Origin of the sequence: Brevundimonas sp., assembly GCF_047617075.1 — a bacterium.
Lineage (GTDB): Bacteria > Pseudomonadota > Alphaproteobacteria > Caulobacterales > Caulobacteraceae > Brevundimonas.
This window is the reverse complement of the sequence record NZ_JBLGCI010000006.1, coordinates 152,693-175,884: the sequence shown is the minus strand read 5'-3', so window position 1 is coordinate 175,884 and position 23,192 is coordinate 152,693. Positions and strand designations below refer to the sequence as shown.

The window sequence follows — 23,192 nt, the reverse complement described above, 5'->3', positions numbered from 1 at the left end:
GACAGTTGAAGACAGGATTCCACCAGATTCATGCCTGAAGTCATCCTGAGCGGCGCCTCCGGCCGCATCGAGGCCCGCTATTCCCCCGGAAAGCGCGACAACGCCCCCATCGCCCTGATCCTGCATCCGCACCCCAAGGCGGGCGGGCACATGAACAATCCGGTGGCGCTGCACCTGTACCAGCTGTTCCAGAAGCGCGGCTTCGCCACCCTGCGCTACAACTCGCGCGGCGTAGGCAAGTCCCAGGGCGAGTTCGACTCCGGCATCGGCGAGCTGGCCGACGCCGCCACCGCCCTGGACTGGCTTCAGGCCGAAAACCCCGCCGCCAGCCAGACCTGGGTCGCCGGCTATCAGTTCGGCGCCTACATCGGCATGCAGCTGCTGATGCGCCGCCCGGAGACGGACGGCTTCATCTCGGTGTCGCCGCCCACCAACATCTATGACTTCAGCTTCCTGGCTCCCTGCCCGGCCTCGGGCCTGTTCCTGCACGGCACCGCCGACACCATCGTGCCGCCGGTCGAGGTGGAGCGCGTGGTCAACAAGCTGCGCACCCAGAAGGGCATCACCATCGACTACGAGCTGGAGGACGGCGCCACCCACTTCTGGCAGGACCACCTCCCCGCCGTGGAACGCCGCGTCGGCGCCTATCTGGACATGCGCCTGGAAGCCGACCCGGCCTGATCCCGATCTGGCCGATCCCCACCCGTTACCCGAAGCGGCCGGTGATGCGCTGGCCGCGACGCTCTATGGTGACCTCCCAGCGGGCTGCGGCGCCGAGGGCCTGCTGAAGTTCCTCCACCGAGCCGATTTCCCGGCCGTTGATCTCGCGCACGATGTCGCCCGGACGAAAGCCCGCGCGGGCGGCGTAGCCTCGGCCCGACAGGCGGGTGACGATGACTCCCTCGCCAGCCGCAAAGGCGTCACCGCCGATGCGGTCGGCCAGCGCCGGTGAGTAGGCGGCGACGGTGGCGCCGGACATCAGGCCCCGCTCGATCAGCACCTGATCCGGGTCCCGATCGCCCGGCAGCGGCTGAACCGTCGCGTTCAGGGTCTCGCTGCGACCGTCGCGCAGCACGGTGATCCGGGCCCGCTCTCCGGGACGGCGCGAGCCGACGCGGAAGTTCAGACCGGAGGAGTCATTGACCTCGGCGCCATCCACGGCGGTGATGACATCCCCCTCCCTGATCCCGGCCCGGTCGCCGGGCCCGCCGGGATACAGCGAGGTGACAAGCACCCCCTGCGGTCGGCTGAGGCCCAGGCTGCGCGCGATCTCGGCAGAGACGGTCTCACTGCGCACGCCCAGCCACGGGCGGATCACCGCCTCAGCGCCGCCCAGGGCGCTCTCCAGCACCTGACGCACGGTCTGGGCCGGCACGGCGAATCCCACGCCCGCCGAGGCGCCGGAGCGCGAGAAGATGGCCGTATTGATGCCGATCAGGTCCCCGTCCATGTCCACCAGCGCCCCGCCGGAGTTCCCGGGGTTGATGGCCGCATCGGTCTGGATGAAGGACGAGGCGTCGGAAATGCCGGTGTTGGTGCGGTTCAGGGCCGAGATGATGCCGTTGGTCACGGTCTGGCCCACCCCGAACGGATTGCCGATGGCCAGCACCAGATCGCCCACCAGATGCTGTTCCTGGTCGTCGATGGGCAGCACCGGCAGGCCGCCCTCCACATCCTGCAATTGCAGAACGGCGATGTCGGACTGCTGGTCGGCCAGCAGCACCTCGGCGCGATACTCGCGGCGGTCGGCCAGGGTGACGGTGATCTGCTGGGCGCCCTGGATAACATGGTTGTTGGTCACCACCACGCCGTCTGAGCGCACGATCACGCCCGATCCGATGGACGACGCCTGCTGTCGGGAACGACCGGTGAACATTTCAAAGAAGGGGTCCACGCGGCGGCTGGAGACCGCCGCTATGTTGACCACCGCCGGGCTGGCCGAGGACGCCACCGGCGCGAAGGAGGTCTTCATGGCGTCGGCGTCCCCGGGCACGACCCGCTCGGTGTCGCCGAACCCGTTCGGCTCGGGGAAGCCGCCCTCCTGGGCGGCGGTGTCCTCGGCGCGCCCGCAGGCGGCGAGGACAAGAACGGCGGCAAGAGCGGCGGAGGACAGCTTCATGGTCTGGATCAGGTCGATGTTCATTCTGGATGTCACGCGGTCAAGCTGACCCCTGATTTGGGACGGCATCAAGGCGCCGCAAGGGTCAGGTCAGAGCCGGTCAGGAAACGGCGCCCCCCGCCTCCCTGTTCCATCCCCCGACGTCAGGGCCGGATCAACGCCGGAGCCGCATCCTCGAACGCCCCATCGCCTGCCGGTGCGTCGATCCCCAGCAGGCGCGCCAGCAGGGGCTGAACGTCCACGGCGTCCATCTGGTCCAGCGTCACGCCGGAACGCACGCCCGGTCCGTGGGCGATGAACAGGGCGGCCATGTCGGGCGCGGCGTTGTCATAGCCGTGGGCGCCGCCGGGGCCGCGCACGGGACGCTCGCGGGTGGCCACAAGCCAGCCGGTGTCCGGCAGGCACAGGATGGCGGGCACGCGCGGATGGCGGCCATAGGCCAGCCGTTCGGGCAGGTCGGCCTTGTTGAAGCATTCCATGTTCGCGTGACGGCGGACCAGGGCGGCCTGCACCTCGGCCTCCCGGCCCGGCGCGGGATTGAACCCGGCGAAGGCGCCCGCATGCACGATCTGGATGGCCTCCAGATCGACCAGATCATCCAGATAGATGGCGCGATCCGGCGAGGTCGCGGCCATGCCGTGGTCGGCGACGATGACCAGGGTGGTCCGGTCGGCCAGACCGCGCGCCTCGAGTCCCGCGATCAGCCGGGCGATGGAGGCGTCCACCGAGGCGGCGGCTTCCGTCGTTTCCGGCGCCTCCGGGCCATGGCGGTGGCCGGCGGTGTCCACGATGTCGAAATACAGGGTGGCGAAGTCGGGCCGCTGGTCGCCGGGCAGATCCAGCCATTCCAGAACCCGGTCCACCCGCGCATCCCCGGGCATGGACTGGTCGAATACGGTCCAGTGGGTGGGCCGTACCCCCTCGATCTCGGCCTCGGACCCCGGCCAGAACATGGTGCCCGTCGTCAGGCCCGCACGCTCGGCGGTGACCCAGATGGGCTCGCCCCCGTTCCACCAGTCGCCATTAGTGACGGCGGCGGCGTTTCCGAGCGAGAAGCGGCCCAGGTCTGCATCCACCATGCTGTTGTTGACGATGCCGTGGCGGTCCGGATGCACGCCCGTCACCAGGGTATAGTGGTTGGGAAAGGTCACGCTCGGGAACGAGGGCCTCATGGCGGCGAAGGCGCCGTCGGCGCGCAGGCCGCCCAAGGTCGGCGTCACGCCGCGCTCCAGATAGTCGGGCCGGAACCCGTCGATGCCCACCAGGATCACCAGCGGCCGGTCATCCGTCTGCGCCCGCTCGGGCGGCACGGTGGCGCAGGCGGACAGGGTCAGGGCGAACAGGATCAGCAGCAGGCGGGACATGGAAACTCCGGACAGCACGACGGCCTCATTGCCTAATCTTAATCCGTGACAGCCGTCTTACGGCTTGCGGCGGAGCGGCGCACCCCGCAAGCTCGACCTTATGAGCGAACCGGTCATCGAGACACGCGGCCTGTCCAAGGCCTACGGGGCGGTGAAGGCCCTGGACGATTTCAGCCTGACCATCCCGCGCGGCGGGGTTTACGGCGTGCTGGGGCCGAACGGCGCCGGCAAGTCCACCCTGTTCCGCATCCTGCTGGGCCTGATCCGGCCAACGGCGGGCGAGGCGCGCGTGATGGGGGGCCCTGTCGGGGACGTTCACGCCATGCGGCGCATGGGCTCAATGATCGAAACGCCGCGCTTTCCGCCCTACATGACCGCCCGGCAGGTGCTGGAATGGGTGTCGCTGGGCCATGGCCAGGGCGTCGACCGGACCGCCATCGCCGGCTGGCTGGAGCGTGTGGGCCTGACCGCCGCCGCCGACCGCAGGGTGCGGGGCTTCTCCGTCGGCATGGCCCAGAGGCTGGGCGTGGCCGCGGCCCTGATGACCCGGCCCGAGCTGGTCATTCTGGACGAGCCCACCAGCGGCATGGACCCGCCCGGCATACAGGAGATGCGCGCCCTGATCCGCTCGCTGGCCGACGATGACGGCGTGACGGTGGTGATCGCCAGCCACCAGCTGGCCGAGGTGCAGAAACTGTGCGACCGGGTCGCCATCCTGAACAAGGGGCGGTTGTCCGCAGAGGGCGCGGTGGCCGATCTGGTGGCCGGGCGCGAGCGCCTGCGCCTGACCCTGCGCCCCGCCGATGCGGCGCTCGGCCTGCTGGGCATGAAGGGCACGCGCGACGGCGAGGCGGTTCTGGCCGCCATCCAGCGGTCCGAGGCCCCTGCCCTGATCCGCGCCCTTGCGGAAAAGGGCGCCGAGATCGAGGAGGCGCGCTGGGTCGGCGCCGATCTGGAAAGCGTCTTCAACCAGTTGACTGTGGAGGAGGCGCCCCATGCTGGCTGACGCCATTCGCGCCGAGGGTTATCGGCTGGCCCGCAACCGCACCGCCCTGTTCTGGAGCGTGCTGTTCGTCCCCATCGCGGCGCTGATCCTCGGGATCGTCGTCAGCTTGGCGGCCAAGGGCAATCAGGAAAAACTGGCTGAGGTCAGCGCTGAACTGGGCATGGTCTCGACGCCGCTGGATCTGGGCGCCGCCCTGGTCAGCAACGCCTCGTCGCTGGCCGACGGACCGGTGCTGCTGTTCGTCCTGATCGGGGCGGCGACCTTGTTCGCCGGCGACTACCGGTGGGAGACCTGGCGCCTGATCCGGGCCCGCAACCGGCGGTCCAACCTGATCCTGGCCAAGCTGGCGACCCTGATCGTCCTGGCCTTCGCCGCCATGGTCGCCCTGCTGATCTTCATCATGATCGGCGAACCCATCCGCGCGGCCATCTTCGAGCGCGCGGTGACGTTCAGCCTGACGGGCGAACAGATCGGGGCCTTCTTGGGCCTGTTCGGTCTGGGCTGGCTGCGGATCGTCCAGTTCGCCATGGTCGCCCTGCTGGCGGCGGTGGCGACCCGGTCGCTGCTGGCGGCGCTGTTCATCCCCATGGCCCTGGGGGCGGCCCAGGCGCTGGGCGCACCGATCCTGGGCGGCATGGGCGTCGCGCCTGACAGCTGGACCTTTCAGCTGCTGTTGCCCGGCGAGGGGTTCGATGCGCTGAAGGGCCTGTTAATCGGCGGCGAAGGCGCGCCGGGGGTTCCCGTAGCCTTGCAGGTAAAGGCATGGATCAGCTTGATCGGCTGGACCATGCTGCCGCTGCTGGCGGCCCTGGCGATCTTCGAGCGGCAGGATCTCTCCAAGGAGTGACCCCGCCGCTTGAGGCGATCGATCAGCTCAGGATCATGCCGTCGCCGGCGTACAGGGCCTGATCGCCCAGCATTTCCTCGATGCGCAGCAGTTGATTGTACTTGGCCGTGCGGTCCGAGCGGGCCAGCGAGCCGGTCTTGATCTGTCCGCAGTTCGTGGCAACTGACAAGTCGGCGATGGTGTAGTCCTCGGTCTCGCCCGAGCGGTGGCTCATCACGGCGGTGTAGCCCGCGCGGTGGGCCATCTCGACCGCGTCCAGGGTCTCGGACAGGGTGCCGATCTGGTTGACCTTGATCAGGATCGAGTTGGCCAGGCCCTCGCCGATACCCGCCGCCAGACGCGCAGGATTGGTCACGAACAGGTCGTCGCCCACCAGCTGCACCTTGTCGCCCAGACGCTCGGTCAACAGGCGCCAGCCGTCGAAGTCGTCCTCGGCGCAGCCGTCCTCGATGGAGACGATGGGGAAGCGCGCGCACAGGTCGGCCAGATAGGCGACCATGCCCTCCTGATCGACGGTCTTGCCCTCGCCCGCCATGACGTACTTGCCGTCCTTGAAGAACTCGGTGGAGGCCACGTCCAGACCCAGCTGGAAGTCCTCGCCCGCCAGATAGCCGGCCGCCTCGCCCGCCTTGGTGATGAAGGCCAGGGCCTCGTCGGCGGACTTCAGGTTTGGCGCGAAGCCGCCCTCGTCGCCCACGTTGGTGTTGTGGCCCGCGTCCTTCAGGGCCTTCTTCAGGCTGTGGAAAATCTCCGCGCCCATGCGCAGGGCCTCCGAGAAGTTCTCCGCCCCGGAGGGCAGGATCATGAACTCCTGGATGTCGATGGGATTGTCGGCATGGGCGCCGCCGTTGATGATGTTCATCATCGGGGTCGGCAGCATGCGGGCCGAGACGCCGCCCACATAGCGGTACAGCGGCAGGCCCGCCGACACGGCGCTGGCCTTGGCCGCAGCCAGGCTGACGCCCAGAATGGCGTTGGCGCCCAGGCGGCCCTTGTTCTGGGTTCCGTCCAGTTCGATCATGGCCATGTCGATGCGGCGCTGATCCTCGGCGTCCATGCCCGACAGGGCGTCGAAAATCTCGCCGTTGACCGCATCGATGGCCTTCTGGACGCCCTTGCCGCCCCACATGTCCTTGTCGCCGTCGCGCTTCTCCACCGCCTCGTGGGCGCCGGTCGAGGCGCCGGACGGCACGGCCGCGCGACCGAAGGCGCCATCCTCCAGCACCACGTCCACCTCGACCGTCGGGTTGCCCCGGCTGTCCAGGATCTGGCGGGCGGTGATGTCGGCGATGTCGGTCATGGTCAAGTCCCGGTGCGAGAATTGGAAAGGGCGCGCCAGCCTTTAGCCCGCGCGCCCTCCCGAGCCAACTGAAAGCCTGTTACGAACAGCCTTCCACGTACTGGATGGACGGCCCGCCCACGTGGATCATGCTGACGTTTCCGTCATCGCCGATCTCGTAGACCACGCCGCGCGCGTCGGCGTCCTCGCGGTAGGGTTCGTCCGACGGGCCGTCGGTCCAGACCGTGATGTATTCGGCCGGCGCGTCGACATATTTATGGGGGCTGACCTGGGCGTCATCGCCATAGGCGGCCTTGATGTCGGCGGCGCTGTCGCCCACGCCGAAGCCGCGATCGGTCTCCAGATCGGAACCGTCCGCCACCGAGATGCGCGTCAGCACGCCCTGCTCCAGCATGACGAGCATGTTCTCAGGCGCCTGTTCGGGGCGGAACTGATCGCAGGCTTCTGGATCCGGGCCGCCCACGGCGTTCGGGTTAGCGTCTTCGCCCAGAGCCGTGACCACCTCTTCGCGCGTCATGCCGATACGCAGCGGGCCCCAGCCCTGGGCGCTCAGCGCGTTGGAATCAGAAGTCTGCGCCGGGGCCTCCGCAGCGGCCGGCGTTTCGGGCGCAGGCGCCTCGGCCGGATCATCGGGCTGACCGCAGGCGGCCAGGGCCAGCACGGCGATGGAGGGCAATACGAAGGCGCGGATCATGGGCTGTCTCCTGTTGAGTCCGGACAGCATAAACGCACGAAAACGGCGCGCGATGACTCGCGCGCCGTAAAAATCGTGGATCCCGGCTCGGCCTTCGCTTCGCGCTGCGCTGGCCGGGACGAGCGACTTGAAAAGCCTAGTCTTCCTTGGGCGTCAGAACCTGACGGCCGCGATAGGTGCCGGTCTTCAGGTCGATGTGGTGCGGGCGCTTCAGCTCGCCGGTGTCCTTGTCCTCGGTATAGGCGTTGGCGCCCAGGGCGTCGTGGGCCCGCCGCATGTTGCGACGCGAGGGGGATACTTTGCGCTTCGGAACGGCCATGTCCGTCTCATCCAGTCTGGTCGGTGCATCCGGCGACCGGACGCGAAAACAATAGCGGCGGCCCATGCAGGCCGCCCCGTGAGCGCGGGCTTATGCCTCAAGCCGGGCGGGGATTCAAGTCTTTCCGACGCGCCTTACACCAGCCGGCTCTGCACCACCGCCGCGGCGATGAAGCTGGCGAACAGGGGGTGCGGGGCGAACGGGCGGCTCTTCAGTTCGGGGTGGTACTGCACGCCGATGAACCACGGGTGGTCGGCGCGCTCCACGGTCTCCGGCAGGACGCCGTCGGGCGACAGCCCGGAGATGGTCATGCCCGCCCGCTCTATGGCGTCGCGGTAGTTGATGTTGACCTCATAGCGGTGACGATGGCGCTCGCTGATGGCGGTGGCGCCGTAGATTTCCGCGATCTTCGAGCCCTCGATCAGGGTGGAGTCATAGGCGCCCAGACGCATGGTCCCGCCCAGATCGCCGCCCTGGGCCCGCATGATGCGCTGGTTGCCCTGGGTCCATTCGGTCATCAGCCCGACGATGGGCTCCTCGGCCGGGCCGAACTCGGTGGAGGTGGCTTTCTCCAGTCCGGCCAGATGACGGGCCGATTCGATCACCGCCATCTGCATGCCGAAGCAGATGCCGAAATAGGGAATGTTGCGCTCGCGGGCGAAGCGGACCGCCTGGATCTTGCCCTCGGCGCCGCGCTCGCCGAAGCCGCCGGGCACCAGCACCGCGTGGGCGCCCTGCAGCCGTTCCTCGCACGCGTCCCGGTCGCCCTCGAAGGTGTCGGCCTCGACCCAGTCGATGTTGACCTTGACGTTGTTGGCCACGCCGCCGTGATGCAGCGCCTCGATCAGGGATTTGTAGGCGTCCTTGAGCACCGTGTACTTGCCGACCACCGCCACGGTGACTTCGCCGTCCGGATTGGTGCGGCGGCGCACGATCTCTTCCCAGCCCGACAGATCGGGCGCCGGGGCGTCGGTGATACCGAAATGGGCCAGAATTTCGGTGTCCAGGCCCTCGCGGTGATAGTCCAGCGGCACCGCATAGATGTCGGCGGAATCCATGGCCTGGATGACCCCCGAGGGGCGCACGTTGCAGAACAGGCCGATCTTGCGCTTCTCGTCGGCGGGAATCGGCTGTTCGCAGCGGCACAGCAGAATGTCCGGCTGGATGCCGATGGAGCGCAGCTCCTTGACCGAGTGCTGCGTCGGCTTGGTCTTCATCTCGCCGGCCGTCTTGATAAACGGCAGCAGGGTCAGGTGCATGAAGCAGCTCTGGCCGCGCGGCAGGTCCTGACCCAGCTGGCGGATGGCCTCGAAGAACGGCAGGCCCTCGATGTCGCCCACCGTGCCGCCGATCTCGATCAGTACGAAGTCCACGTCCTCACCGTCGTCGGTCTGGGCCGGACTGAGGCAGAACTGTTTGATCTGGTCGGTGACGTGCGGGATCACCTGGACGGTGGCGCCCAGATAGTCCCCTCGCCGCTCCTTCTCCAGGATGGTCGAGTAGATGCGCCCGGTGGTGACGTTGTCGGTCTTTGCCGCCGACACGCCGGTGAACCGCTCATAGTGGCCCAGGTCCAGATCAGTCTCGGCGCCGTCGTCGGTGACGAACACCTCGCCGTGCTGATAGGGGCTCATGGTCCCCGGATCGACGTTCAGATAGGGGTCCAGCTTCCTCAGCCGGACCTTGTAGCCGCGCGCCTGCAGGAGCGCGCCGAGAGCGGCGGAGGCGAGGCCCTTGCCCAAGGAGGAGACCACGCCGCCGGTGATGAACACATAACGAGGCATGGGAAATTACCTTACCGCCGATTCGGGCGGCGTACTGCGGAGACTTTGAGGCTGTGGTGGGAGGCGGTGGATAACCGCCGTCCGCATCCTATTGAGCGGGCTCGTCGCCGGCCGGCTGGGCGGCCGGGGCGGCGGGAAGGCTGGCTTCCAGATCGTCCAGCGAGGGGCCGGTCGGCGCCGCGGGGGCCGCAGGCTGCTGTTCAGCCGGCGATGTCGTCGTGGCGTCCAGATCAATGGAACCCACGGTCTCGGCGTCCAGCACCGAGCTGGCGCCCCGCTCCATGTTGCCCACGATGGTCAGGCTGATGGCGCAAACGCCGAAGGCGGCGCCAAGCCACCAGGTCAGGGTGGTTAGCAGGTTGCCAGCTCCGCGCGCGGTCATGAAGCTGTTGCCGCCGCCGCCCATGCCCAGGGCGCCGCCCTCGGAGCGTTGCAGCAGCACCACGCCGGTCAGGGCGAGGCCGATCAGGATCATGACGACGAGGAGAATGGTCTGGAGCATGGCGGGCCTGATGTGTGGCGCTTGATATGAGAACTCGGGCGCGCCGATCAAGCGGCGGCGTCTATCATCCTTGTGCGCGTGGGGCAACGCACGGCGTGATCGAACCTCTTCCGCGCCGGACACGGCCTTGACCTGAAGCCGCCGGAGCGAAACGGTGCGGACGGTCGCGCCCGGCGGCCTGATCCGGAAAGTTTGATGAAGCGTCTGATCCTGTCCGCCTGCGCTGCCGCCCTGCTGACGGCCCTGCCCGCCGCCGCCAGCGCTACCCAGGTGGGAACGCCCGCCCTGCCCCGCGAGCTGCCGCCCATCCCGGCGCCCGTGGACCAGCCCTATCCCGGCGTGATCCGGCACCATGTGGACGCCACCGACACCGAGCGGAAGATCATCCGCGTCCGCCAGACCATCCCGGTGGCCCAGGCGGGCCCCATGGTGCTGCTGTATCCCAAATACATTCCGGGCAACCACGCGGCGACGGGCCAGATCCAGTTGGTCGCCGGGGTGCAGGTCAGCGCAGGCGGCCAGCGCGTGGAATGGGTGCGCGACACGGTCGATCCCTACGCCTTCCACATCGACGTCCCGGCGGGCGTCAGCGAGATCGAGGTCTCTTTCGATTATCTCAGCCAGATCAGCCCCAGCCAGTGGCGGGTCATGATGACGCCGGAGATGCTGAACCTGCAGTTCGAGAAGCTGATGATGTACCCGGCGGGCTATGAGCACGACGGCATCATGGTGCAGACCACCGTGCGCCTGCCGGACGGGTGGAACTACGGCGTGGCGCTGGACACAGAGTCGTTCTCGAACGGCGAGGCGGTGTTCGCCCCCATCAGCGTCGAGATGCTGGCCGACAGCCCCATGTTCGCCGGCGCGCACTATCAGGTGTTCGACCTAGATCCCGACGGCCGCACGCCGGTGAACATGCACGTGGTGGCCGACAACGCCGACGAGCTGACCGAGGTCGAGGATCATCTGGAGCCGTTCCGCAATCTGGTGGACCAGGCGGACAGACTTTACGGCGTGCGGCCGTTCGACCGGTACGAGTTCCTGGTGGCGACCACGGATCGGCTGGGCGGCATCGGGCTGGAGCATCACCGGTCGTCCGAGAACACCCTGGAAGCGGATATGTTCTCGGACTGGGACAACGCCCCCTACGGCGATCTGGAGCTGCTGCCTCACGAGTATGTCCACACCTGGAACGGCAAGTTCCGGCGTCCCGCCGACCAGCTGACGCCCAATCTGAACGTGCCGGTGCAGAACAGCCTGCTATGGGTCTATGAAGGCCAGACCCAGTACTGGGGCGCGGTGCTGGCGGCGCGGTCGGAGCTGGTGACGCGGGAGATGGCGCTGGCCAATCTGGCCTGGACCGCCGCCTTCTATGACGCCCAGCGCGGGCGCGAATGGCGGGCGCTTCAGGACACGGTGAACCAGAACCTGCTGGGCTACCGCTCGTCCACCCCGTGGTCCACCTGGTCGCGCACGGGCGGTGACTACTACCGCGAGGCGCTGCTCATGTGGCTGGACGCGGACACCCTGATCCGTGAGGCGACGCGGGACCGGCGCTCGCTGGACGACTTCGCCCAGGCCTTCTTCGGCATCGAGGACGGGGTCTGGGAGCCGCGGCCCTACACCTTTGACGATGTGGTGGCGGCACTGAACACAGCGCATGAGCATGACTGGGCCGGGTTCCTGCGCGCGCGTCTGGACGCGGTGGGACCGGAGGCCCAGGCGCCGCTGGACGGCATCGAGCGAGGCGGCTACCGGCTAGCGTTCGTGGAGGAGCCGGACGCGGCCTACAAGCGGGTGCGCGCCGACTGGGGCCGGGACTTCCTGCACTCGCTGGGCTTCACCCTCTCCGCGTCAAACAGCATCACCAATGTGCTGTGGGACAGCCCGGCGTTCGAGGCGGGCCTGACCCAGGGGTGGGAGATCGTGGCCGTGAACGACATGGCCGCCTCCTCCGAGCGGCTGCGCGATGCGGTGACGGCGGCGAAGAACGGCGGACCGATCCGCCTGATCGTCAAGAACGGCGACCGCTTCCGTACGGTGGAGATCGCCTACACCGGCGGGCTGCGCTACCCGACGCTGGAGCGGATCGAGGGGACCCGCGACCGGCTGGGCGACATCCTGGCGCCCCGGCGGCGCTAAAGAAAACGGGCCGGGAGATCGCTCTCCCGGCCCGCAATCTGTTCAGCTTGCGCTGGATCACTCGCCCTCAAGCAGCGCAAGGCGCGTTAGGGCGAAAGGACAAAGTCCTTACTTGATCGTGACCTTGGCGCCGGCTTCCTCGAGCTTCTTCTTCAGCTCTTCGGCGGCCTGCTTGGAGACGTTCTCGACGACGTTCTGCGGAGCGCCTTCGACCAGGTCCTTGGCTTCCTTGAGGCCCAGGTCCGGACGGGCGCCGCGGACTTCCTTGATCACGTTGATCTTCTTGTCGCCGCCGTCCGTCAGGACAACGGTGAACTCGGTTTGCTCTTCGGCGGCTTCAGCCGGAGCAGCAGCGCCACCGCCGGCGGCGGCCATGGCCACCGGAGCAGCGGCCGAGACGCCCCACTTTTCTTCCAGCAGCTTGGCCAGTTCGGCGGCTTCCAGAACGGTCAGGGCGGACAGGTCGTCAACGATCTTGGAGAGATCAGCCATTTGAGTATTTCCTTCGGGTGGATTTCAGAGGTTTGCAGAGATGATCGATCAGACGGCTTACGCCGCGTCCTTGGCGGCGTAAGCGCCCATGACGCGGGCCAGTTGGCCGGCCGGAGCCTGCACGACGCCCGCGATCTTGGTGGCCGGGGCGTTGAGAAGGCCGACGAGCTTGGCGCGCAGTTCGTCCAGGGACGGCAGCTTGGACAGGGCTTCGATGCCCTTGGCGTCCAGGACAGTCTCGTCCATCAGTCCGCCCATGATCACGAACTTGTCGTTCTCCTTGGCGAACTTGGCGGTCACCTTGGCGGCCGAAACGGCGTCGGGCGCATAGGCGATTCCGACAGGGCCCTTGAACAGGTCCTGCACCGCGTCGCCGCCCTTGCCGTCCAGCGCCTTCAGCGCCAGGCGGTTCTTCACCACCTTGAACGTGGCGCCTTCAGCACGAAGGCGGCCACGCAGATCGGTCATTTCCGCAACGGTCAGACCCAGGTTGTGGGTCACGACCACGGCGCCGGCGTCAGCGAAAACGCCCTTCAGCGTCTCGATCGACTCGGCCTTTTGTGCGCGGTCCATTGCGGTCTCCGTTCAGTCGTTACGGCGACGGGACGATCCCGACGCCGCTTGGCCAGACAGCATCGCTTGCGCCCAAGGGCTTGCGCGATGACGCCGGGCCGGTCGTATTGTCCGAAGGAAGCGGCGATCCTGTCCGTCGCGCAGGGCGGCGGGCCGAGACGTTCGCATCCCCATCTCCCCCCAGGGCGGAACGGCCGTTCCGCGCTTACGGCCTGGGCGACCCCCAGACCCCGAAGTTCTCGGACAGGAACATCGCCGGACCGGGGCCCGACGACGCAAGGCGCGCTCTATACACGCGTGGTCGCGAAAATCAAACGGCTGGACCGAAATCTGTCCAGCATGATGCGAGAGCCTGATTCACGGCATCGGTGGAATCGCTTCGCGGTTCCACCTCAACCGATCAGGCTCTAGTTCCGCTGGACGCCCTGCTTGTCCGGGCGCGGGCCGGAGGCCGCAGCTTCCGAGCAATCGAACTCGGTGCAGAACTTGCGCATCAGATCCAGCTGGAACTGCAGCACCGCGGCCTCCATGGCCATGCCCTGATCCATGCCGATCTCCACCTGCTTCTGAGCGATCGATCGCCCCAGGGGCGTCTCGTAGAAATCCACCAGCGCCGTGAGCTCCTCGACGGTGAGGCGTTCTGCAAAGACCGGAACGAGGCCGTCCATGATGGCGGTCATCAGATTGGTCATCTCGCGGGGCAGATTGACGCGAAACCACTCCCGGTGCGCCGCCTCGGACTGAGTGTCAGCAGCGAGCAGCTCGTCGATGTAGGTCTGGGCCATGTCCGCCAGGCTGTCGCCCTGGGAAAGCTCCACATACCGTTCCGCCAGTTCCAGCCGGCGCGCCGCGTCATCGTCCGGAGCAGCCGGAACGACCAGGATCAGCGGCTCCTCCGTCATCTCGACCTCCGGCTCCTGAGCGGCGGCGGTCGTGGTCAGGGCCAGGCCCAGGATGGTGGTCAGGATCAAACGCTTCATGGGGCCCCTCGACGGCTGTTCAGCCCACAGTGGCGCAGGCGGGGCGGCGCCTCAACCTTCATGCATCCGACTGTTCGCACACGGTTCGCTTGACCATGGCGAAAAAGGGGCCAAGCTGTACGGATTGTCATGTTCGCGTTGGGGGACGCACGCGTGTTTCAGTCGGGTCCGTCCGCTTCAGACGCCATTCAACAAGCCAATCAGGCGCTGGCCCGCCGCGACGTGGCCGGCGCCCTGGCGCTGCTGGACCGGGCAGACGCGGGCGGATTCACGGTCGCCTCGGGCATGACGCGGGCCCTGGCCCTCAGGCTGCAGGGCGATCTGCCAGGAGCGATCGCAGTGCTGGACCGAGTGCTGGCGCTCGACCCCTATGAGTTCATGGCCCTGCTCTCAAAGGGCGCGATCCTGGAGATGATGGGCAAGCCGCGGCTGGCCGTCGGCATCTATCGCAACGCTCTGAAGATCGCGCCGCCGCAGGAGCGGTGTCCGCCCCAACTGGTGGCCCAGATCGCCAAGGCGCGGGATCTGGTGCAGGCCGAGGCCGCCCGTCTGCGGGAGCATCTGCGCGACGCCGTGGCGGACCTGCGCGGCCAGTGCGGATCGGAGGACGGCGACCGGTTCGACGAAAGCCTGGACGTGTTCGCCGGCGTGTCGCCGCCGGTGAAGCAGGAGCCGCTGCTGCTCAACTACGCCCGCCTGCCCTCCATCTCCTTCTATGACCGGGCGCACTTTCCCTGGCTGGCGCAGCTGGAGGCCGGCACGGACATGATCGTGGCCGAGCTGAAGACCTTTCTGGCCGAGCCCGGCGAGGCCTTCGCCCCCTACATCGCCTTTCCAAAGGGCGTGCCGGTCAATCAGTGGAAGGATCTGAACCATTCCCAGGACTGGAGCGCGGCCTTCCTGTGGAAGAACGGGGTGAAACAGGACGGCGCCTGCGACCGGTGCCCGGGCACGACGGCCCTGCTGGAGAGCCTGCCCATGGCCACGCAGGACGGCTATGCGCCCACGGTCACCTTCTCGGCCCTGAAGCCGCGCACGCACATCCCGCCGCACACCGGATCATCGAACGTGCGGCTGCTGACCCACCTGCCCCTGATCCTGCCGGGGCCGGCGCGGTTCCGGGTCGGCAATACGACGCGGGACTGGGAGATGGGTCAGGCCTGGGTGTTCGACGACACCATCGAGCACGAGGCCTGGAACGACGCGGACCAGATGCGGGTGATCCTGATCTTCGACGTGTGGAACCCGTTCCTGACCGAGGCGGAAAAGGCCCTGATCACCGCCATGCTGAACGCGCAGCGGGAGTATCTGACGGCGGGGTGAGGTGGCCGAGGTGGGCGTCCTTGTCATCCCGGCCGAAGCGAAGCGGAGAGCCGGGACGGAGGGCACGCTGATCCCGCCGCCCGGACTGCCGTGCGGCTGAGCCGGGCGCAGGGCGGGCGTCTTAGCGGGGAACCGTGGCCCGGATCGTCGCAGTGCGCCGTCCGGGCCTGATCTGGGTGTTTGGAGCGGCCCGTCCCGGATAGCGCCTGGCGGCGCTTCCGGGATGACAAGGGCCTGGTTCTGCGCCGCGGGTGTGGGCACGAGGCTGGGGCCGCGGCACACACGAAAAAGGCGGCGGAGATTGCTCTCCGCCGCCTCATTCATTCAAGCTCTGAAGCCGATCAGGCGCCCAGCGAGGCCGGGTCGATCTTGAAGCCCGGGCCCATGGTGGACGACAGGCTGATCTTCTTCACATAGGTGCCCTTGGCGCCCGAGGGCTTGGCCTTGGACAGGGCGTCGACGATCGCCTTGACGTTGGCTTCCAGGGCTTCCTGGGTGAAGGAGGCCTTGCCGATGCCGGCGTGGACGATGCCCGCCTTCTCGACGCGGAACTCCACGGCGCCGCCCTTGGCGTCCTTGACGGCCTGGGCGACGTTCGGGGTCACGGTGCCGACCTTGGGGTTCGGCATCAGGCCGCGCGGGCCCAGCACCTTACCCAGACGGCCGACGAGGGCCATCATGTCCGGCGAGGCGATCACGCGGTCGAACTCCATGAAGCCGCCGTTGATCTTCTCGTACAGGTCTTCGGCGCCCACGTGTTCGGCGCCGGCGGCCTTGGCTTCTTCCGCCTTGGCGTCCTTGGCGAAGACGGCGACGCGCACGTCGCGGCCGGTGCCGGACGGCAGGTTGACGACGCCGCGGACCTGCTGGTCGGCGTGACGGGGATCAACGCCCAGGTTGACGGCGATCTCGATCGACTCGTCGAACTTGGCCTTGGCGTTGTCCTTGACGGCCTTGATGGCGTCGGCGAAGGCCATGGGGGCCTCACGGTCGCCGGTCCAGGCCTGGATGCGCTTGGGTTGCTTTGCCATGTCGATCAGCCCTCCACCTTCAGGCCCATCGCGCGGGCCGAGCCTTCGATGATGTTGGCGGCCGCCTCGATGTCGTTGGCGTTCAGGTCCTTCATCTTCTTTTCCGCGATCTCGCGCAGCTGGGCGCGCGTGATCTTGCCGACCGTTTCGCGGCCGGTGAGCTTGGCGCCCGACTTCAGCTTGGTGGCTTCCTTCAGGTACCAGGTCGCCGGAGGCGTCTTGGTGATGAAGGTGAAGCTCTTGTCCTGATAGACGGTGATCACGGTCGGCAGGGGCGTGCCCTTGCCGAACGACTCGGTGCGCGCGTTGAACTCCTTGCAGAAGCCCATGATGTTGACGCCGCGCTGACCGAGGGCCGGACCGATGGGGGGCGACGGGGTCGCCGCGCCGGCCGGCACCTGCAGCTTGATGTAGCCGAGAATCTTCTTGGCCATTGATCTCTCCTGTTATGAAGCCCCGAACTCAATCGGGGCCGGTGAGCCGTGGTCCGGCATGGCTGCCTCCCACGGATTTGCCGCCTCCGAGACCGGGGTCACGGAAGCGAAGGCGGGCGTCTATCAGAGCGGGGGTGGAAAGGCAAACGGCCTACGGACCTTCTCCCGGTGGGAGAAGGGGGAACCCGCGCACCGGAGCGCGTCAGCGCGGAGGTTCTGCGCGCGGGGGATGAGGGTCGAGTGTTTCAGATGGCCGCCCTACGACCCTCACCCTGCGCGCGAAGGACGGATGCTGGCGCATCCGTGCGCGCAGCCCTCTCCCATTGGGAGAGGGAAAGCTAGAGCGCCCTCACGCCGTCCGCCGCTTCGGCGTCGGGCTCGAAGTCGCGGGTCAGGTCGTGGATGCGGCTCTTCATCACCCCGGCCTTCTTCAGCGCCAGGGCGGCGGCCCAGCGGGCGGCCAGCTCGTGGCGGGCCATGCGGTCGGTGGGGCGGGGTCGACCGCCGCGCTCGCGCAGCACCGCATTGGTGAACAGGGCCCCGTTCCTGAAGCGCGATCCCCAGGTCTGGAAGTCCATGGAGAGCGAGACGCAGAACTGATCCAGATTGCGCACCCGGTGCGGGGCGTACAGGGGCCAGGTCAGGGCCTGGCCGGGCTCCAGATCGATCACCCTTGCGTCGGCCTCGAAGTCGGGGCGGTAGGGGATTTCCTCGGTGGTCTGCAGGGCGACCACCTGCTCCATGCTGTGTTCCGGCAGGTGGGTCTCGTCGCCGGGATAGACGAAGACGCGCTTGCGGCCGCGCATGTGGAACAGGACCACGCCCGCCGCGTCGAAATGATAGGGCGCGCCCGACCTGGGCGAGGACAGGATCAGCTGGCCGGCGTTGCGCACGGCCTTCAGGCCGGGGATGGCGGACTGGATGGCGCCGAACTCGGCCATGGCGGCGGCCCAAAGCTCGGGCCAGCCGTCCTGAACGTCGCGCAGATTGACCCACAGGCGGCCCTGCTGGATGGCCTTGAGCAGGTCCGCGCCGGACAGGGCGCCCCGCGCGCCGGTGCGCAGGGTGTGGCCGCCGTCGTCCTGATAGTCGTACAGATTGATGTCGATCAGGTCGGCGGGATAGCGGTCCAGCACCGCCGCCAGACGGTCGTCCTCGGCGAACCCGGCGGCCACCAGACCGTGGGGGAAGACCTGGGCCTCGCGGATGGGGCCGGTGTCGCGGGCGCCGTTCATGCTCAGGCCTCGGCGCGGGCGGGGCCCGCCTTGGCGATGGCGGCGCGGGCCGCCTGAATGACGCCGCGCGCACGGCCGCCGGCGTCAGTCTCGCAGGCCTCGATGGCGGACCAGCGGCGGCGCACGCTGTCGCGCAGGCGCGCGCCGCGCGCACCGCCCGCCGCGTCGAGCACGCCCACGGCCGCCTGGCTGACCGTCGCACCCAGGCCGGGGCGCACGATGACGCCCTCGTGCACGGTCTGGGAGTCGTTGCAGAAGTACTTCTTGTAGCCCTCGCCGCCGAAGCCGTAGTCGAACACGCGGTAACCGCGCGCGCCCATCAGCCGCATGGTGTCCATGCTGAGCATGATGCCCGGCGAGCAGCGGGCGGCGGCGGGCTCATAAACCGGGAACCAGAAGTGCCAGCGGTTCCCGGCGTGCAGGGAGAACTCCATGGCGGCCAGGGTGTCGCCCGCCGTCAGGGTGGCGATGGAGGCGCCGAAGTCGCCGTCCTGCTCGTCCATCAGGGCGTGCAGCAGATCCGCCGTCCAGCCGCAGGCGAAGATGTCGTGGCGGCCCGTGCGGCGGTACTGATCGCGCTTCAGCTCGATCAGGTGATCCAGCAGGGCCGTGTCGCGCTGGTTGGTGCGGGTCTCGATGACGCCCAGGTCGCGCTCCAGCCCCCGGCGGGCCCGTTCCTTGTCCTTGAAATATTTGCGCTCGGTGGCGCGGCGCTCGGCGTACCAGGCGTCGTAGCCCTCCTCGGGCAGGGCGACCATGAGGCAGTCCCGCGCGATCATCCCCCTCGCCTCGCCCACCCAGGCGCCCACGTTCAGACGCGGGGCGTTCAGCAGCCGGGCCAGCTCGTGCAACTCGGGCGCTTCGCCCGGGCGGGCGATGACGCCGTGATAGTCGTTCATGGGCGCGCCCAGCGGCAGGATAGAGCCGCCGCGACGCTGGAACGGGAAGAAGCCGGCGATCTCGCCGCCCCGGTGCAGCACCGCCACGGCGGCGCCGGGGCTGACGCGGGCGGCGACGCGGGTGAAGCGCGGGCGGAAATAGGGCGAGGTCAGGTCCGGGTTGGCGGCGACCATCTCGCGCCACAGGGTCCATTCGGACTCGCCCAGGGCGTCGGCCGCCATGATCTCGACGGTCAGGGTTTGCATGCCGGGCTCCTGTCGCATGGCCAGACCTTAACCCTGTCCCCGTTGCAGGACGGTTTAGGGGCATGGTGAACGAAACCCCACCGGCGCGCGGCGCGTTGACGGATCACACAGGAGATCAAGGTCATGACCGACGAACGCCCCGACAATCGCTCTGTCGAAAACGAAGAACAGCGCAAGCCCGCCCACGAGGGCGAACCGCCCCGTCCCGCCACCGAGCCGAAGGGCTCCAAGGGTTCGTCCAACTCCGGCGAGACCCGGACCGACCCGGCCACGGGCGAGAAGAACTAGGCGCCGCGGACGCGAACGGCGCATGGAACAGGCGCGACCGCGCGGGGTTGGTCAGGGACACCCCTTCTGGACCTTGTTCATGATCCTTCGCCCATCCCGTTTCGCCCTGCTCGCCGCCCTGCCCCTGCTGGGTGTTTCTGCGTGTGGCGACAGGGATCGTGAGCAGCCCGCCACGGAGGCGGCCAGCCCGGCTTCGGATGAAGCGTCACGGCTGCGGGACTCGATCGAGTCAGCGACCTTCACCCCGCCCGAGTCGGACGACGACAACGGATCGACGACCGACGGGTCATCGGACGGACAGGATGGAATCGGCGCCTCCAGCGAGCCCGACCGCGGCGGCGCGGTTGCGGGCGAACTGGAGGATGCGCGACCCGAGCCGGCCATGGTGCGGGCGCAGATCCTGCTGGACCGCACCCGCTTCTCGCCCGGGATCATCGACGGGTTGGGCGGCGAGAACAGCCGCCAGGCCATCGCCGCCTTTCAGGAGGCCCATGATCTGGAGGTGACCGGGGAACTGAGCGCCGAGGTGTTTGAGCAGCTGACCTCGGGCGACACGGACCGGGTGCTGACCGACTACACCATCACTGAGGAGGATGCGGCCGGGCCGTTCATCGGCGAGGTCCCGGACGACATGCAGGCCTTGGGTGAACTGGAGACGGTGGGGTACGCCGATGCCCGCGAGGCGCTGGCCGAGAAATTCCATATGAGCCCCGATCTGCTGGACGCCCTGAACCCCGATGTCGACTTTGGTCGTGCAGGCCAGACCATCGTCGTCGCCTCCACCGGATCGGCCGAGATGGACGGCGAGGTGGCCCGGGTCGTCGTGAACAAGGAAGAAAGTTCGGTGCGCGCCTTTGATTCAGACGGCGACCTGCTGGCCTTCTATCCGGCCACCATCGGCAGCGGCGAGACTCCCTCGCCTTCCGGCACGCATACGGTGCGGGCGGTCGCGCCGGAGCCCAACTATACCTATGACCCGTCGCGGCTCAGCTCCAGCAGCGGCGGCAGCGCGGTGGTGATCCCGCCGGGGCCGAACAATCCGGTGGGCTCGGTCTGGATCGACCTGTCCCGCGACACCTACGGCATCCACGGCACGCCGGACCCGGCGGACATCGGCAAGACCGCCTCCAGCGGCTGCGTCCGCCTGACGAACTGGGACGCCGAACACCTGGCCGCCGCTGTGGAGCAGGGGGTGGAGGTCGAGTTTATCTAGGGCGGAGCGGCGGATTGAGAAAGGTGATTGTCAATGCTCCCGTTCGCGCTTGAGGTCGCCCTATGGCAGCGCCCGTGTCGCGTGAATCAGTTCTCGGCGCCCTCGTGTCGGCTTCACTCTGGCCGGTTGTGACACGGGTTGTGCCGCCGCAATCTCACAGTCTTCGCAACCGCCGGGATGACACGGAGCCGTCCCTGCAGAGAGGACGCCCCTACGCCGCGCCCGCCATGTAGTCATAGCGGTCAGCCGCGCGGGTCACCGTGATCGAGATGCGATCCTCGTTGATGGTGATCTCGCCGCGCGCCACCGGGTGGTTGTTGGCCAGGATCCAGACCTCGTCGTTCTCCACGGCGTCCAGCGGGATCACCGCGCCCCGGCCCATGCGCAGCAGCTGGGCCATAGGCAGCACGGATCGTCCGAGCACCACGGAGATCTCGACGTTCACGGATTCGATCTGACTCATCGGATGTACTGACGCGGTTACTGGGGTGATCTGGTCTTGCATGGCTGCCCCCTGCCGCCACATTGGGCTCATCATGCTTTCCCAGCCGTTAAGTTCTCCGCCCGATCTGAGCCGCCTTCGCCGCGACGACGGGCGGCCGGTCCAGTGGGTCGTCGCCCCCGCACCCGTACCCTATGACGAGGCCGTGGCCTTTATGGAGGACCGGGTCGCCGCCATCCACGCGGGCGGGGCCGAGGAGCGAGTCTGGCTGCTGGAGCATCCGCCCCTGTACACCGCCGGGGTCTCGGCCAAATCCGACGACCTGATCGACGCCCGCTTCCCAGTGTTCCAGACCGGACGGGGCGGCCAGTACACCTACCACGGCCCCGGCCAGCGGGTGGCCTATGTGATGCTGGACCTGAACCAGAGGGGCCGCGACGTGCGCGCCTTCGTGCGCGGACTGGAGCAGTGGATCATCGGCGCCCTGGCCGCCTTCAACGTGGAGGCCGACGTGCGTGAGGGCCGCGTGGGCGTCTGGGTCGAGCGCCGCTTCGTCGGCGACGACGGCGCGCCTCAGGCCTGCGAGGACAAGATCGCCGCCATCGGGGTCAAGGTGCGCCGCTGGGTCAGCTTCCACGGCATCAGCCTGAACGTGGAGCCGGACCTGACCCACTTCGACGGCATCGTCCCCTGCGGCATCCGCGAGCACGGCGTCACCAGCCTTGCCGACCTTGGTCTGATCGCCGGTATGGACGAGGCCGACGCGGCGCTGAAGGCCAGTTTCGAGCGGGTGTTCGGGCCGGCTGAAAGTCAGTCGACCGCGGGCGACACATAGTTCTTCTGGCCGATGCCCTTGGGGGACTGGCCATAGCGGTTTGGGCCGGGCGTGCCGTCGAGGAAGCCGAGGGTGACCAGAAGCCAGAAGCCGATGACGAGCGACGCTGAGGTCAGCAGATGCCGGGGAATATCCCACACCGAGAAGGGCGGAACCATGGGCGCGGACATGAAGTCCGGCGCCGCGAGCATCGCGATCCCCTGCGTCAGGGCCAAGGCCGATGACACAAGCACCAGCCAGCCACTCTTGTCGCGGTCATGGGCGCGCCTCATCGAAAGCGCCGTCTGAGGCCAGATGAAAAGCAGCATCAAGGCAAAACTCAGCCAAGCCGCGCCTTGCGTGTTCTCCATCTGCAGCCAACCCCACGAACCCAGCAGGAGCCGCCCCAGAACGACGCCTAGAGCAGCCTGAACCACCGCCAGACCGATTCCGATCAGCCACCAGTCCAGTCGTCGGGTTCGCCCGTCAAAGCTGAAGAAGGCTGAAAATTGATTCCGCTTGGCCATGAGTCCCCCTTGCCCTGCGATTGGAGGATCAAGCCGGAATGGTCAAGCTGGGCAGGTCAGTTCCGGCGAGGCGTGAACCAGCTGGGCGCCGCCGGCGGGGCGCAGTTGCGCTGCATGCCCATGCCCTTCAGGAAGGCCCGGCGCTGGCGGCCGGCCTGGATGGCGGCCTGCACCTGACGGCTGTGCTGCTCCGCCCCCGTCAGGCGCCGCACCCAGCTGCGCAGCGGAATGAAGTCCGTGGTGGTGTCCCGGATCGCATCCAGAGTCGCCGAGGCGGCAGCGTCCGCCGCGATTTCGCTGTTCAACGACCCGTCCTGCCGGGGCGGCTCATCCAGATCCGGCCCCAGGGCGTCGTCCAGTCGCCGCACCTCGGCCGCGATGGCCGGGCAGCGCTGCAGATTGCGCTGGTCATAGGGCGCCGCCTGGGCCTGAAGCAGCACCGTCGGAATAGCGTCGCGCCGCAGGTTCAGGTCTTCCAGCGGCGCGGTGGCCGCGTCGGCGAAGCCGTCACGCACCGTGTCCACGCCCTCCCCCGCCGACCGGGCCGCGGCACAGGCGCTCAGAGTCAGGGCTGACAGACAGATCACGGAAACGGTGGAGGTTCTCATCATGCGCCTG

Annotated in this window: 25 protein-coding genes; 8 read left to right on the top strand and 17 right to left on the bottom strand. The window is 68.1% G+C overall.

Translation table 11 applies throughout. The features are described from left to right. Positions 1–30: 30 nt before the first annotated feature. Positions 31–681: an alpha/beta hydrolase gene (locus tag ACI8U3_RS08690; RefSeq protein ID WP_415014471.1), complete on the top strand. Its 651-nt coding sequence runs from the start codon at positions 31–33 to the stop codon at positions 679–681. Between the two features lie 25 nt (positions 682–706). Here the strand turns inward: ACI8U3_RS08690 and ACI8U3_RS08685 are convergent, their stop codons facing one another. Together ACI8U3_RS08685 and ACI8U3_RS08680 are read right to left on the bottom strand one after the other, a co-directional pair. Beyond that, positions 707–2,143, bottom strand: coding sequence for a Do family serine endopeptidase (locus ACI8U3_RS08685; RefSeq protein ID WP_415014470.1), 1,437 nt, complete (start codon positions 2,141–2,143; stop codon positions 707–709). Between the two features lie 119 nt (positions 2,144–2,262). Beyond that, positions 2,263–3,483, bottom strand: a complete 1,221-nt coding sequence (locus ACI8U3_RS08680) for an ectonucleotide pyrophosphatase/phosphodiesterase (RefSeq protein WP_415014469.1) — start codon at positions 3,481–3,483, stop codon at positions 2,263–2,265. A 100-nt stretch (positions 3,484–3,583) separates the two neighbouring features. Here ACI8U3_RS08680 and ACI8U3_RS08675 point away from each other — a divergent pair, with 100 nt between their 5' ends. After that, on the top strand, positions 3,584–4,489 hold the full coding sequence (locus ACI8U3_RS08675) for an ABC transporter ATP-binding protein (protein ID WP_415014468.1): 906 nt from the start codon (positions 3,584–3,586) through the stop codon (positions 4,487–4,489). Then, positions 4,479–5,336 carry a hypothetical protein gene (locus ACI8U3_RS08670; RefSeq protein WP_415014467.1) on the top strand — a complete coding sequence of 286 codons (858 nt, stop codon included), beginning with the start codon at positions 4,479–4,481 and terminating at the stop codon, positions 5,334–5,336. The genes ACI8U3_RS08675 and ACI8U3_RS08670 overlap by 11 nt, the downstream gene beginning before the upstream one ends. A gap of 22 nt (positions 5,337–5,358) precedes the next feature. On the opposite strand, the gene eno is transcribed toward ACI8U3_RS08670, so the two are convergent. The 5 genes from eno to secG form a co-directional block, all read right to left on the bottom strand. Then, positions 5,359–6,636 carry a phosphopyruvate hydratase gene (gene eno / locus ACI8U3_RS08665; protein ID WP_415014466.1) on the bottom strand — a complete coding sequence of 426 codons (1,278 nt, stop codon included), beginning with the start codon at positions 6,634–6,636 and terminating at the stop codon, positions 5,359–5,361. Between the two features lie 79 nt (positions 6,637–6,715). Then, positions 6,716–7,330 carry a hypothetical protein gene (locus ACI8U3_RS08660; protein ID WP_415014465.1) on the bottom strand — a complete coding sequence of 205 codons (615 nt, stop codon included), beginning with the start codon at positions 7,328–7,330 and terminating at the stop codon, positions 6,716–6,718. 136 nt (positions 7,331–7,466) lie between these two features. Continuing rightward, a complete protein-coding gene (gene rpmF, locus ACI8U3_RS08655; RefSeq protein WP_045319302.1) occupies positions 7,467–7,649 on the bottom strand; it encodes a 50S ribosomal protein L32 in 183 nt (60 codons plus the stop codon). Positions 7,650–7,783: 134 nt separating this feature from the next. Next, positions 7,784–9,433, bottom strand: a complete 1,650-nt coding sequence (locus ACI8U3_RS08650; protein ID WP_415014464.1) for a CTP synthase — start codon at positions 9,431–9,433, stop codon at positions 7,784–7,786. 88 nt (positions 9,434–9,521) lie between these two features. Beyond that, positions 9,522–9,935 carry a preprotein translocase subunit SecG gene (gene secG, locus ACI8U3_RS08645; RefSeq protein WP_415014463.1) on the bottom strand — a complete coding sequence of 138 codons (414 nt, stop codon included), beginning with the start codon at positions 9,933–9,935 and terminating at the stop codon, positions 9,522–9,524. Between the two features lie 195 nt (positions 9,936–10,130). On the opposite strand from secG, the gene ACI8U3_RS08640 reads away from it, so the two are divergent. Then, a complete protein-coding gene (locus ACI8U3_RS08640; RefSeq protein WP_415014462.1) occupies positions 10,131–12,077 on the top strand; it encodes a M61 family metallopeptidase in 1,947 nt (648 codons plus the stop codon). Between the two features lie 108 nt (positions 12,078–12,185). Here the strand turns inward: ACI8U3_RS08640 and rplL are convergent, their stop codons facing one another. From rplL to ACI8U3_RS08625, 3 genes are all read right to left on the bottom strand, one after another. Then, positions 12,186–12,569, bottom strand: coding sequence for a 50S ribosomal protein L7/L12 (gene rplL / locus ACI8U3_RS08635; RefSeq protein ID WP_021698281.1), 384 nt, complete (start codon positions 12,567–12,569; stop codon positions 12,186–12,188). Positions 12,570–12,626: 57 nt separating this feature from the next. After that, entirely contained in the window at positions 12,627–13,142 is a 516-nt protein-coding gene (rplJ, locus tag ACI8U3_RS08630; RefSeq protein ID WP_415014461.1) for a 50S ribosomal protein L10, read from the bottom strand. 407 nt (positions 13,143–13,549) lie between these two features. Beyond that, positions 13,550–14,122: a DUF2059 domain-containing protein gene (locus ACI8U3_RS08625; RefSeq protein WP_415014460.1), complete on the bottom strand. Its 573-nt coding sequence runs from the start codon at positions 14,120–14,122 to the stop codon at positions 13,550–13,552. A 153-nt stretch (positions 14,123–14,275) separates the two neighbouring features. Between ACI8U3_RS08625 and ACI8U3_RS08620 the strand changes: the two genes are divergently transcribed. After that, positions 14,276–15,445, top strand: coding sequence for an aspartyl/asparaginyl beta-hydroxylase domain-containing protein (locus tag ACI8U3_RS08620; RefSeq protein WP_415014459.1), 1,170 nt, complete (start codon positions 14,276–14,278; stop codon positions 15,443–15,445). A 341-nt stretch (positions 15,446–15,786) separates the two neighbouring features. Here ACI8U3_RS08620 and rplA read toward each other — a convergent pair whose 3' ends face one another. The 4 genes from rplA to ACI8U3_RS08600 form a co-directional block, all read right to left on the bottom strand. After that, positions 15,787–16,476, bottom strand: a complete 690-nt coding sequence (rplA, locus tag ACI8U3_RS08615; RefSeq protein ID WP_415014458.1) for a 50S ribosomal protein L1 — start codon at positions 16,474–16,476, stop codon at positions 15,787–15,789. Between the two features lie 5 nt (positions 16,477–16,481). Beyond that, positions 16,482–16,910, bottom strand: coding sequence for a 50S ribosomal protein L11 (gene rplK, locus ACI8U3_RS08610; protein WP_021698287.1), 429 nt, complete (start codon positions 16,908–16,910; stop codon positions 16,482–16,484). 338 nt (positions 16,911–17,248) lie between these two features. Further along, entirely contained in the window at positions 17,249–18,145 is an 897-nt protein-coding gene (locus ACI8U3_RS08605; RefSeq protein ID WP_415014457.1) for a transcriptional regulator, read from the bottom strand. 2 nt (positions 18,146–18,147) lie between these two features. Next, positions 18,148–19,290, bottom strand: coding sequence for a GNAT family N-acetyltransferase (locus ACI8U3_RS08600; protein WP_415014456.1), 1,143 nt, complete (start codon positions 19,288–19,290; stop codon positions 18,148–18,150). A gap of 123 nt (positions 19,291–19,413) precedes the next feature. On the opposite strand from ACI8U3_RS08600, the gene ACI8U3_RS08595 reads away from it, so the two are divergent. Together ACI8U3_RS08595 and ACI8U3_RS08590 are read left to right on the top strand one after the other, a co-directional pair. Next, positions 19,414–19,578 carry a hypothetical protein gene (locus tag ACI8U3_RS08595; RefSeq protein ID WP_415014455.1) on the top strand — a complete coding sequence of 55 codons (165 nt, stop codon included), beginning with the start codon at positions 19,414–19,416 and terminating at the stop codon, positions 19,576–19,578. 79 nt (positions 19,579–19,657) lie between these two features. Further along, positions 19,658–20,791 carry a L,D-transpeptidase family protein gene (locus ACI8U3_RS08590; protein WP_415014454.1) on the top strand — a complete coding sequence of 378 codons (1,134 nt, stop codon included), beginning with the start codon at positions 19,658–19,660 and terminating at the stop codon, positions 20,789–20,791. Between the two features lie 211 nt (positions 20,792–21,002). Here ACI8U3_RS08590 and ACI8U3_RS08585 read toward each other — a convergent pair whose 3' ends face one another. Beyond that, positions 21,003–21,296: a FliM/FliN family flagellar motor switch protein gene (locus tag ACI8U3_RS08585; protein ID WP_415014453.1), complete on the bottom strand. Its 294-nt coding sequence runs from the start codon at positions 21,294–21,296 to the stop codon at positions 21,003–21,005. Between the two features lie 31 nt (positions 21,297–21,327). Between ACI8U3_RS08585 and lipB the strand changes: the two genes are divergently transcribed. After that, positions 21,328–22,068 carry a lipoyl(octanoyl) transferase LipB gene (gene lipB, locus ACI8U3_RS08580; protein WP_415014452.1) on the top strand — a complete coding sequence of 247 codons (741 nt, stop codon included), beginning with the start codon at positions 21,328–21,330 and terminating at the stop codon, positions 22,066–22,068. On the opposite strand, the gene ACI8U3_RS08575 is transcribed toward lipB, so the two are convergent. Next, positions 22,044–22,574 carry a DUF805 domain-containing protein gene (locus ACI8U3_RS08575; protein ID WP_415014451.1) on the bottom strand — a complete coding sequence of 177 codons (531 nt, stop codon included), beginning with the start codon at positions 22,572–22,574 and terminating at the stop codon, positions 22,044–22,046. The genes lipB and ACI8U3_RS08575 overlap by 25 nt on opposite strands. A gap of 56 nt (positions 22,575–22,630) precedes the next feature. Beyond that, positions 22,631–23,182, bottom strand: coding sequence for a hypothetical protein (locus ACI8U3_RS08570; protein ID WP_415014450.1), 552 nt, complete (start codon positions 23,180–23,182; stop codon positions 22,631–22,633). Between the last annotated feature and the right edge of the window lie 10 nt (positions 23,183–23,192).

Excerpts from the sequence above, each read along its gene's own strand:
- eno (WP_415014466.1), bottom strand. The coding sequence starts at position 6,636 with ATGACCGACATCGCCGACATCACCGCCCGCCAGATCCTGGACAGCCGG.
- rplL (WP_021698281.1), bottom strand. The coding sequence starts at position 12,569 with ATGGCTGATCTCTCCAAGATCGTTGACGACCTGTCCGCCCTGACCGTT.
- secG (WP_415014463.1), bottom strand. The coding sequence starts at position 9,935 with ATGCTCCAGACCATTCTCCTCGTCGTCATGATCCTGATCGGCCTCGCC.
- ACI8U3_RS08575 (WP_415014451.1), bottom strand. The coding sequence starts at position 22,574 with ATGGCCAAGCGGAATCAATTTTCAGCCTTCTTCAGCTTTGACGGGCGA.
- ACI8U3_RS08685 (WP_415014470.1), bottom strand. The coding sequence starts at position 2,143 with ATGAACATCGACCTGATCCAGACCATGAAGCTGTCCTCCGCCGCTCTT.
- ACI8U3_RS08670 (WP_415014467.1), top strand. The coding sequence starts at position 4,479 with ATGCTGGCTGACGCCATTCGCGCCGAGGGTTATCGGCTGGCCCGCAAC.
- rplK (WP_021698287.1), bottom strand. The coding sequence starts at position 16,910 with ATGGCCAAGAAGATTCTCGGCTACATCAAGCTGCAGGTGCCGGCCGGC.
- ACI8U3_RS08585 (WP_415014453.1), bottom strand. The coding sequence starts at position 21,296 with ATGCAAGACCAGATCACCCCAGTAACCGCGTCAGTACATCCGATGAGT.
- ACI8U3_RS08650 (WP_415014464.1), bottom strand. The coding sequence starts at position 9,433 with ATGCCTCGTTATGTGTTCATCACCGGCGGCGTGGTCTCCTCCTTGGGC.
- ACI8U3_RS08640 (WP_415014462.1), top strand. The coding sequence starts at position 10,131 with ATGAAGCGTCTGATCCTGTCCGCCTGCGCTGCCGCCCTGCTGACGGCC.
- rplA (WP_415014458.1), bottom strand. The coding sequence starts at position 16,476 with ATGGCAAAGCAACCCAAGCGCATCCAGGCCTGGACCGGCGACCGTGAG.
- rplJ (WP_415014461.1), bottom strand. The coding sequence starts at position 13,142 with ATGGACCGCGCACAAAAGGCCGAGTCGATCGAGACGCTGAAGGGCGTT.
- ACI8U3_RS08675 (WP_415014468.1), top strand. The coding sequence starts at position 3,584 with ATGAGCGAACCGGTCATCGAGACACGCGGCCTGTCCAAGGCCTACGGG.
- rpmF (WP_045319302.1), bottom strand. The coding sequence starts at position 7,649 with ATGGCCGTTCCGAAGCGCAAAGTATCCCCCTCGCGTCGCAACATGCGG.
- ACI8U3_RS08570 (WP_415014450.1), bottom strand. The coding sequence starts at position 23,182 with ATGAGAACCTCCACCGTTTCCGTGATCTGTCTGTCAGCCCTGACTCTG.
- ACI8U3_RS08605 (WP_415014457.1), bottom strand. The coding sequence starts at position 18,145 with ATGAACGGCGCCCGCGACACCGGCCCCATCCGCGAGGCCCAGGTCTTC.
- ACI8U3_RS08600 (WP_415014456.1), bottom strand. The coding sequence starts at position 19,290 with ATGCAAACCCTGACCGTCGAGATCATGGCGGCCGACGCCCTGGGCGAG.
- ACI8U3_RS08590 (WP_415014454.1), top strand. The coding sequence starts at position 19,658 with ATGATCCTTCGCCCATCCCGTTTCGCCCTGCTCGCCGCCCTGCCCCTG.
- ACI8U3_RS08690 (WP_415014471.1), top strand. The coding sequence starts at position 31 with ATGCCTGAAGTCATCCTGAGCGGCGCCTCCGGCCGCATCGAGGCCCGC.
- ACI8U3_RS08680 (WP_415014469.1), bottom strand. The coding sequence starts at position 3,483 with ATGTCCCGCCTGCTGCTGATCCTGTTCGCCCTGACCCTGTCCGCCTGC.
- ACI8U3_RS08660 (WP_415014465.1), bottom strand. The coding sequence starts at position 7,330 with ATGATCCGCGCCTTCGTATTGCCCTCCATCGCCGTGCTGGCCCTGGCC.
- ACI8U3_RS08625 (WP_415014460.1), bottom strand. The coding sequence starts at position 14,122 with ATGAAGCGTTTGATCCTGACCACCATCCTGGGCCTGGCCCTGACCACG.
- ACI8U3_RS08595 (WP_415014455.1), top strand. The coding sequence starts at position 19,414 with ATGACCGACGAACGCCCCGACAATCGCTCTGTCGAAAACGAAGAACAG.
- lipB (WP_415014452.1), top strand. The coding sequence starts at position 21,328 with ATGCTTTCCCAGCCGTTAAGTTCTCCGCCCGATCTGAGCCGCCTTCGC.